This window comes from Vibrio splendidus 12E03 (assembly GCF_000272105.2).
GTDB classification, from domain to species: domain Bacteria; phylum Pseudomonadota; class Gammaproteobacteria; order Enterobacterales; family Vibrionaceae; genus Vibrio; species Vibrio splendidus_I.
Genome location: NZ_AJZD02000322.1, coordinates 1 through 7,477 on the forward strand (window position 1 = coordinate 1; position 7,477 = coordinate 7,477).

Sequence of the window (7,477 nt, forward strand, 5' to 3'; positions counted from 1 at the left end):
CCCCAAGTGTCCGCTTTTTAGGGGCTCTAGGCTACGATGGATATAGCTCTACGAATACAGAAAACGGTACCAATGGCCCTACCGGCTCCTTTGCTCTTTTCACATGGTCTCAGGCCAATGCACTTTGCGCTGAATATAACACAATTGGGCTCTACAGTAGGACTAATTGGCGTTTAGCAATTCGCGATGAGTTGAGTAGTCTTCATAGTCACTATGGCAACATGTTCAATGCGAAGGGTTGGGCGACCTACTACTACTACTGGTCAGCGACGCCTAATGGTTCCAATTACTACTACGTGCTCCTCCGCAATGGCCACGTCAGCAACGGCCCCCCATCCTATCAGGACTACGCCTCGTGCGTATCAGATTCTTAGGGTTTAACGTTCAACATTTAGAGTTTGCGGCCCGCAGGGCCGTTTTTTCTTTTAAAAATTAAGGGATTATTTTTGGATATTGAAACAAAACTCAATCTGAGTCAGCAAGGGGGTAAAATTATTGGTATTCAGGAAGGTATGTTTGTTCGCTTTTATGACCAAGCACTTTACGCATGGCAGCAGTGGGTGGAAACTCGCCCCTCTTTACCCGCTTTAAAAGTCTCGGCTAAAGTGGTGAAAAAACTCGGTTCACAATGTGTCCTGTCTGGCGGGTTACCCGCAAGTAGCCTGGCGAAAGTAGGCGTGTTTCCCGACGAAAAAGGCATCATCAGTATCGATTTTTGTGCCGATATGTCTAATTGGGAAGAGTGGTATCTATCGCACAAAAACGACTTACCTGCACATGAGCGGTCTGACTTAAACCCTAGACTAAAAATAGATAACAGCTTCGTTAAAGTTTGGATGCCACAGTGGTTAGTACACCAGTTAGACGAGTGCACACCGGACACATCTCACCCTGAGGGGAGGTTGCTGCTCGATATTATTCGTTGGACTGAGAGATAACCATAGTCATTATTTTTTGATAAGGCGACACTCTATAAAACAGGAAACATAGCAGCCTAGCTGCGCCTAGAGAGCACCTTTGTTACGGCATTGGTGAGCGGGCCCTGGTATGTTATCGGCACTTATGGCCTAAAAGGTAACAAAGGGGAGCAAGTCGAAAGGCAACACTCCGTATAAACAATAAGTGCAAATGTGAAGGGTTGGGCGACCAACAACAACTACTGGTCAGCGACGCCTAATGGTTTCCATTACTACGGCGTGCGCCTCATCGTTGGCAACGTCCGCAGCGGCAACCCGTCCAGTCAGAACTACGCCTCGTGCGTATCAGGCTGACATATACTCAGTGGTGTCGCCTTATCAAAAATAGCAAGAGCGGAGTTTAACGCTGGTATAGCGTGCATTCGCAGGAATAAAGAGTGTTTTTAATTCGCCGAAGTGATGGTGGTAGAGGGATTTACGTAGTTTACAATGGTTAGCATGGCTCAATAACCCGTAGTAGCTATTAATAGTACTTAGCATTGCGTGATATAAAGGCCCCCCTATTGGAGGCGTGTTGCCTGCTCTGTGCCATTGCTGCCATAGGCCTCGCTCGGGTGGATGCACGTTTGAAAACGTTTTATTTGGTTCAAGTAAAGAACGAAAGTAACACAATCGTTGCTTGAGCGATTGTACTGTAGATTGGCGTATAAATTTGTGGTGTCCATAAATGCGATAACCCAAGTAGTCAAAACCATGTGTAACTTTATCTAGGCGAACCTTTGTTGGGTGCAGCTTAAGCTTTAAGTGTTCTTTAAGGTAATACTTAATTTCTTGCTGCCAGTATCGTAAGGTATTAGGAGAGTCGGCAAGTAAAAATAGGTCATCCATATAACGCACGTAACCTTTTACTTTTAACTCGTGCTTAATAAAGTGGTCTAGGTCGTTGAGGTAATAATTGCCCATTAATTGGCTTGTAACGCTCCCTATCGGCAGGCCTATTCCTATTGGGCTGTGAATGAGTCGTTTATGTTTCGGGATGGCGTGCAAAAGAGACTGATCCCCTGTTCGAGTAAGAGCTTCACGTGCGGTATCGTGAGTGATTATTTTCTTGGTTACTTCAATAAGGCAGCGCTGTTTAAGTGGGTGAATGGTGGCATTGGTAATAAGCGGTTCTATTTTATTGAGTAAAAGGGATTTATCTATCTGGTTAAAATAGCTGTATATATCTAACGATATAGCCCATTGGTGCTTTGGTTGCCTCATTAATTTTTGGCTTTTTTCTATAGCCGCGTAGGTTCCTTTACCTTTTCGGTTTGCGTAAGTGTCGTCAATGAAACGCTTTTCCATTAGTGGGGTTAAATGACTACACACCCACATTTGAACAATACGGTCTTTGAACGAAGGGGCGTAAATCTCTCTGAGTTTAGGTTCGGTAATGGCGAAGTGTTGGTAGGGTTCAGGGCTATAGGTACCGTTAAGTATGGCATGGCTGAGCTCGTGGCAGTAAGCCGGTAATTGCAAAGCCTGCGTGGCCTTTTGTTGGCTACGACCGGCAAGTTGCGCACTACGGAGTAACTCAGAGACAAGTTTGTGACGAATTGGTGAGGGATAATTATGGGGCAACCTTTTAAACATAATCGAATATACTATGACCTACAAAAATTGTATAAGCTATATTGGAACCAACATAAGCATTTTCCCAGAGCATTTCGGTTTACAACGGGTGAACAATTGCTTAAAGAAATAACGTTAGCGATTCGTAATGTAGTCTTGACTAATTTACAAAGCAAGTCAACAACGGTTGGAAAAGAGCGGGCTGCAAAGTTGCTGATGGAGGTTAATGCTTCGTTAGAGACTATCTCGGCACTGCTGTTATTAGCTTGGGAAATGAAGTTTTTGTCTCACGGCGGACTGGCCGTGTTGACTGAATGTATCGGGAATATTCAAAGACAAGTTGTTGGTTGGCGACGTTGGTTTTTAGGGGGATAGCGTTCAAACTCATGGCAAAACACATATTTCGTCAATTTTTATGTAGACTATAGCCCACTCTATAGATAGTACTGATTTCAATCCATCCACCTAGCATAAGAAGCTTCTTTCTCAAAGACATAATCACCATATTTAACGCATTATCACAAACGTAAGAATTGGGCCAACCCGTTTTGAGCAGGTGGTGTTTTGTTAAATGTTCCCCTTGATGAGCGAGCAACTCTTCGAGAACTAAAAATTCACTGAGTGTGAGTTGAATGGGTTTGATGGCAGAGCAACCCTCAATGGAGAGCCTCAGCGAGGCATGGTGCAAAGTGATTTTCATAAACAAACAACCAGTTTAATTATCGTACCTGTATTATTTCTCCTCTGCGCTCGAAGGCAAGGTCGGGTTGAATATTAAACTAGTTGTTATGCCTACCTAATGGCTTTTCATTTTAACTTACAGATCAAATGAGACCATCTTGTTCTCTGTTTTCGGCGTCGTAGTTGTTCCACTCTGTTTGAGTTCTAGCTTACAGGGTTCACTGAGTGAGTTGAATGCCACTTGGTTGCTAATAGGGTTTGAAGCGCAGTCAGAAGTCGGAACTTTCCCCGTCCAACGCACAGTGACATTTTCGGCCGCCGAGTGAAAAGAGATAAGAGTTGATAATACTGCTGTTGAAATAAAGAGTAACGATCGCATACCTAGGCACCTCGCCATTTTGTTTTGTTTATATGCCTAGTTTAGGGGCGGTAGGGCAGCTTGGAAAATAAAAAGTTATAAATTCAGTTGCATTAAAATTTGAGTGGTGTTTTGTGGCTGAGGAGAATAATCGGAAACTAAAATAAAGGCTGGCAGTGAAAGTTAAAGCGGTTGTAGCTTAATGAACAGTAGCTAGGAGTGCAAACCTCGTAGACGACGCCACTTAGTCTCTGCACTGCGCATTAACTTGTAGGCCATCATCAACGTAGTCTTTCTGTTTCCACAGTTCTTTTTCTTGAAGGTAAGGAATCTCAATGATTCCTTACCTGAACAATCGCGTAACCTGGTATTTCAAGTGAGTTTTTAGGGGCGATGCCTAAGGCATCGTAGACCTCAGGGAGCCTCTCACTGCGACGTCGGTTTGACAGCAACCCGATGTATCGAATCATTTTGTTGAGAAAATTAAACGTCACCAAGCCTCTCTGGAACTTATGTCGTAAACGCGAGGCTGATATCGGTGGGCGTTAGTTATATTGGTGCATTATAAAAATAAACTATCATCAAATGGATTGATCATATTTACCTATGTTTATACTGTTTTTTTTACAGTATTGTGGTATGACTGAATATGAGGTGGGCGAAAATGCGTATTGAAATGATGGTCTAGGAAAATAACCGAGGAGCTAAAGCCTGTTTTTTACGTAGGAAGTGGTGCTCTAGAATGCGAGTAGATTAATAGCGCCATGTCATTTATTTATGCTCTAACTAGATGATTAAGCTATTCTAAATATAGAAAATCATTTAGGGATAATAATGTGTCCAAGAAGAGATTAGTACCCCTTACAATATTAGGTTTGTCATTGAGTATTAGTTTTTGTGTCTTAGGTGGATTGGCAAGCTCTCACCTAAAGCATGATTCTGAAAAGCTACTGAAGTCAGGGGTTACTCTCCTAGATAAACTTATCCGTAATGCTGATGCAACCAACCAAAGAGCATATCTCTATACACAGAAGCCATGTGGAGATACTCTCCCTTTCTTACGTGAGCTTGTTGCCATAAGCCCAGATGTTCAGTTTATACACTTCATAAAAGAAAAACGTATTTATTGCAGTTCTTTAGAAGGAGAAGTGGATCTACCTATTGAGAAAGACATGGTATCCCGTACGCTGCTTCTGCAGGAACATTCTTCTTTTAATCCTAAAGAGTCATCATTAGCGTTTGTATCACAGTATGATGATATTATTGTAGTCAGTTCAATATCTGGCTACTACGTACGACAAGTCTTGGCGTCTGTTATTGAAGGACAACATATTTTGTTGCACATTGATGGCAAGATAATGGATGATCAGCAGTTTTTTACCCCTAACTCTACAAGTGCATCTTTATCTATCAACTCCTCTAACTACCCGTATTCATTGAGTGTTGAGCTCACTTATCACGATTACATTGAATATATTCAAGATCACAAATTACTTTTAGTCATCTACTTTCTCTTCTTATGTGGGGCACTTTCATGGGGAGCGTATCGTTTGATGAACAAACCGGAAACCTTGGAAACACTTATAGCATCGGCGATAGAGAATGAAGAAATCATTCCTTATGTTCAACCCTATGTAGATAAAGACTCAAACATGGTTGGCGTTGAAGTGTTGGCACGTTGGTTACACCCAAGTAAAGGGGTTATCAATCCGGATCTTTTTATTCCATTAGCTGAAGAGTCTGGCCTGATCATTCCCATGACGAAATCACTTATGAACCAAGTACAGAAAAAGCTCAGTCCTCATCAGGGCTGTTTTTCTGAAGAATTCAATATTTCATTTAACATCTCAGCTAAGCATTGTACCCAATCAGAATTATTGGAGGACAGTTTAGGCTTCCTAAATGCTTTATCCGAGGCTAAAGTTGCGTTATCTTTTGAGTTAACAGAGAGAGAGTTAATTGAAGGTACTCGGGAGGCAAGAGAGTTATTTGATGCGCTACATCTGCACCATGTGCAACTCGCTATCGACGATTTTGGGACAGGACACGCCAGTTTGAACTATTTAAACCTGTTTCACTTTGACGTATTAAAAATAGACCGAAGTTTTGTACAGATGGTCGGAACTAACTCAGTATCAATGCACATTGTTGAAAACCTATTAGATCTCGCCGTTCGCTTAGACATGAAAACTGTAGCAGAGGGCGTAGAAACAGAAGAACAAGCTAAGTATTTAATATCACATGGCGTTGACTATTTACAAGGTTACTTTTTCTTTAAGCCTATGCCATTAGATGAATTTATTAATACATACTTAGATGTAAGCCTGTAGTCACCAATACTTGGATGTTGTGTGTAGTGGCATAGTGAATTTGGCCACCTGATTAAGAGGTGATGTATGATCATCTCTTAATCAGGTGACATTATGACTAAGCGTGATAGACGCACTTTTAACCCAGAATTTAAACTTGAATGGGGTCAGAGCATTCTTTACGAGGGACATATCTACAAAGAAATCTGCGAAGCTATGGGCATAGGAAGGACAGTTCTGGTAGCCTACTCGATTACTACTATTTTGAAGCAAATCTTTATTGAATGGATAAATATGAAAAAAAACACTTCAGTGTTGTTAATATTCTCAATGGGTGTGGGTGGGTTATCTCTAGCTAAAGGAGCTCCTGAACTAGAAGCAACCCATGAACTTTCACTATCTCCCCACTTTTATGTTGGCGGACGTTTTGGCTGGGGTTACTTTCTAGATGCTTGTGAAAGTGATGCTAATGAATGTAATGAGGATACCTTCGGTGGCGGTGTTTATGCTGGCTACCAATTCAATGATTGGCTGGCTCTTGAGGCTGGCGTGACGGATTATGGTGAAATTGACGCCACTTATAATGGAAGCCGTGTCAGCGCTGATGCCTATGGGGCGGAGCTTTCTGCAAAGTTTTCTTATCACCTATCCCCTGACTGGACGCTATTTAGTCGCCTAGGGGCCTCTTATCAAGATATTGATAAGACCTCTGATTGGGGGCAACAAAACAGTCAAGATTGGAACACACTGGTCGCACTGGGTATTGACTACCGATTTTCTCAACAATGGTCACTACGAGGGGAATATCAGTTTATTGATGGCATTGGAGACAGTGATGTCCTTCAATCGGATTTACACTTTACTTCGCTAGGGCTGACGTACCATTTTGGTCAAAAAACACATAAACTGGTTCCTGATTCACAATTAAACCCCGTCTTACCTCCTGAGACTAAAACCGTCATAAAATACATTTCCCTTGATGCCTATGCTTGGTTTGCGTTTGATTCCTTGATATTTCAACCCAATGAAGGCTTAGATTCGTTAGTTCGCGCATTGGGACAATACGCCGTTGGGGGTATATCCATTACGGGGCACACCGACAGCAGCGGAGCTGAGGCTTATAACCAAGCCCTGTCGGAGCTACGTGCACAAGCGGTGGCGGATTACCTTATCGAGAATGGCGTAGCGTCAGAGCGTTTAACGGTTATCGGTATGGGTGAAAGCCAACCTGTGGCGGATAATCATAGCAAAGAAGGGCGAGCGAAGAATCGTCGAGTTGAGATTGACTTTAATACGAAAGAAGAGCGAGTAGTAGAGAAGACAGAGGCATTACAACAATGAGATTAATGAAATTATTTTTAGGGCTTAGTCTTTCAATACTGACAGTGATAGGACTGGCTGGGTGTAATAATGGTGATGGAGGACTTCTCACTGAACCTCCCGCGTTGCCAAATAACATTATAGATCTTATTGTCACTCCCAAAATGGCACAAAGCCCTCAAGGATTTACAGTCCGATTTAAAGCAGAAGCAGTTTTGTCTGATGGTCAAGTACTTGATGTGACAAACCAAGAGGCGCTTAACTGGCAAAGCAGTAAT

General features: G+C 42.4%; 9 protein-coding genes and 1 pseudogene. 6 read left to right on the plus strand and 4 right to left on the minus strand.

Annotation, left to right across the window (positions count from 1 at the left end; genetic code table 11):
- Positions 1-374 (plus strand): DUF1566 domain-containing protein (locus A142_RS25755; protein WP_139137198.1); only part of this gene is annotated, 374 nt, incomplete at its 5' end.
- Positions 375-446: 72 nt separating this feature from the next.
- Positions 447-938, plus strand: coding sequence for a hypothetical protein (locus A142_RS20605; RefSeq protein WP_019824609.1), 492 nt, complete (start codon positions 447-449; stop codon positions 936-938).
- A 357-nt stretch (positions 939-1,295) separates the two neighbouring features.
- On the opposite strand, the gene A142_RS20610 is transcribed toward A142_RS20605, so the two are convergent.
- A complete protein-coding gene (locus tag A142_RS20610) occupies positions 1,296-2,552 on the minus strand; it encodes a reverse transcriptase/maturase family protein (protein WP_139137199.1) in 1,257 nt (418 codons plus the stop codon).
- Between the two features lie 96 nt (positions 2,553-2,648).
- On the opposite strand from A142_RS20610, the gene A142_RS20615 reads away from it, so the two are divergent.
- The gene (locus A142_RS20615) at positions 2,649-2,906 is read left to right on the plus strand and encodes a hypothetical protein (protein ID WP_241813160.1); all 258 of its coding nucleotides are present in this window, start codon (positions 2,649-2,651) and stop codon (positions 2,904-2,906) included.
- 31 nt (positions 2,907-2,937) lie between these two features.
- Here the strand turns inward: A142_RS20615 and A142_RS20620 are convergent, their stop codons facing one another.
- The 3 genes and pseudogenes from A142_RS20620 to A142_RS25760 all read right to left on the minus strand — a co-directional run.
- On the minus strand, positions 2,938-3,231 hold the full coding sequence (locus A142_RS20620) for a winged helix-turn-helix domain-containing protein (RefSeq protein WP_019824612.1): 294 nt from the start codon (positions 3,229-3,231) through the stop codon (positions 2,938-2,940).
- A 117-nt stretch (positions 3,232-3,348) separates the two neighbouring features.
- On the minus strand, positions 3,349-3,591 hold the full coding sequence (locus tag A142_RS24845) for a hypothetical protein (RefSeq protein WP_139137200.1): 243 nt from the start codon (positions 3,589-3,591) through the stop codon (positions 3,349-3,351).
- A gap of 350 nt (positions 3,592-3,941) precedes the next feature.
- Positions 3,942-4,115: pseudogene (locus A142_RS25760) on the minus strand (IS91 family transposase); the annotation flags it as partial.
- Between the two features lie 336 nt (positions 4,116-4,451).
- Here A142_RS25760 and A142_RS20625 point away from each other — a divergent pair.
- From A142_RS20625 to A142_RS20635, 3 genes are all read left to right on the plus strand, one after another.
- Positions 4,452-5,900: an EAL domain-containing protein gene (locus tag A142_RS20625; RefSeq protein ID WP_198928610.1), complete on the plus strand. Its 1,449-nt coding sequence runs from the start codon at positions 4,452-4,454 to the stop codon at positions 5,898-5,900.
- A gap of 273 nt (positions 5,901-6,173) precedes the next feature.
- Complete coding sequence (locus A142_RS20630) at positions 6,174-7,220, plus strand: porin (RefSeq protein ID WP_032545539.1); 1,047 nt, start codon at positions 6,174-6,176, stop codon at positions 7,218-7,220.
- Positions 7,221-7,225: 5 nt separating this feature from the next.
- Positions 7,226-7,477 (plus strand): hypothetical protein (locus A142_RS20635; protein WP_032545537.1); only part of this gene is annotated, 252 nt, incomplete at its 3' end.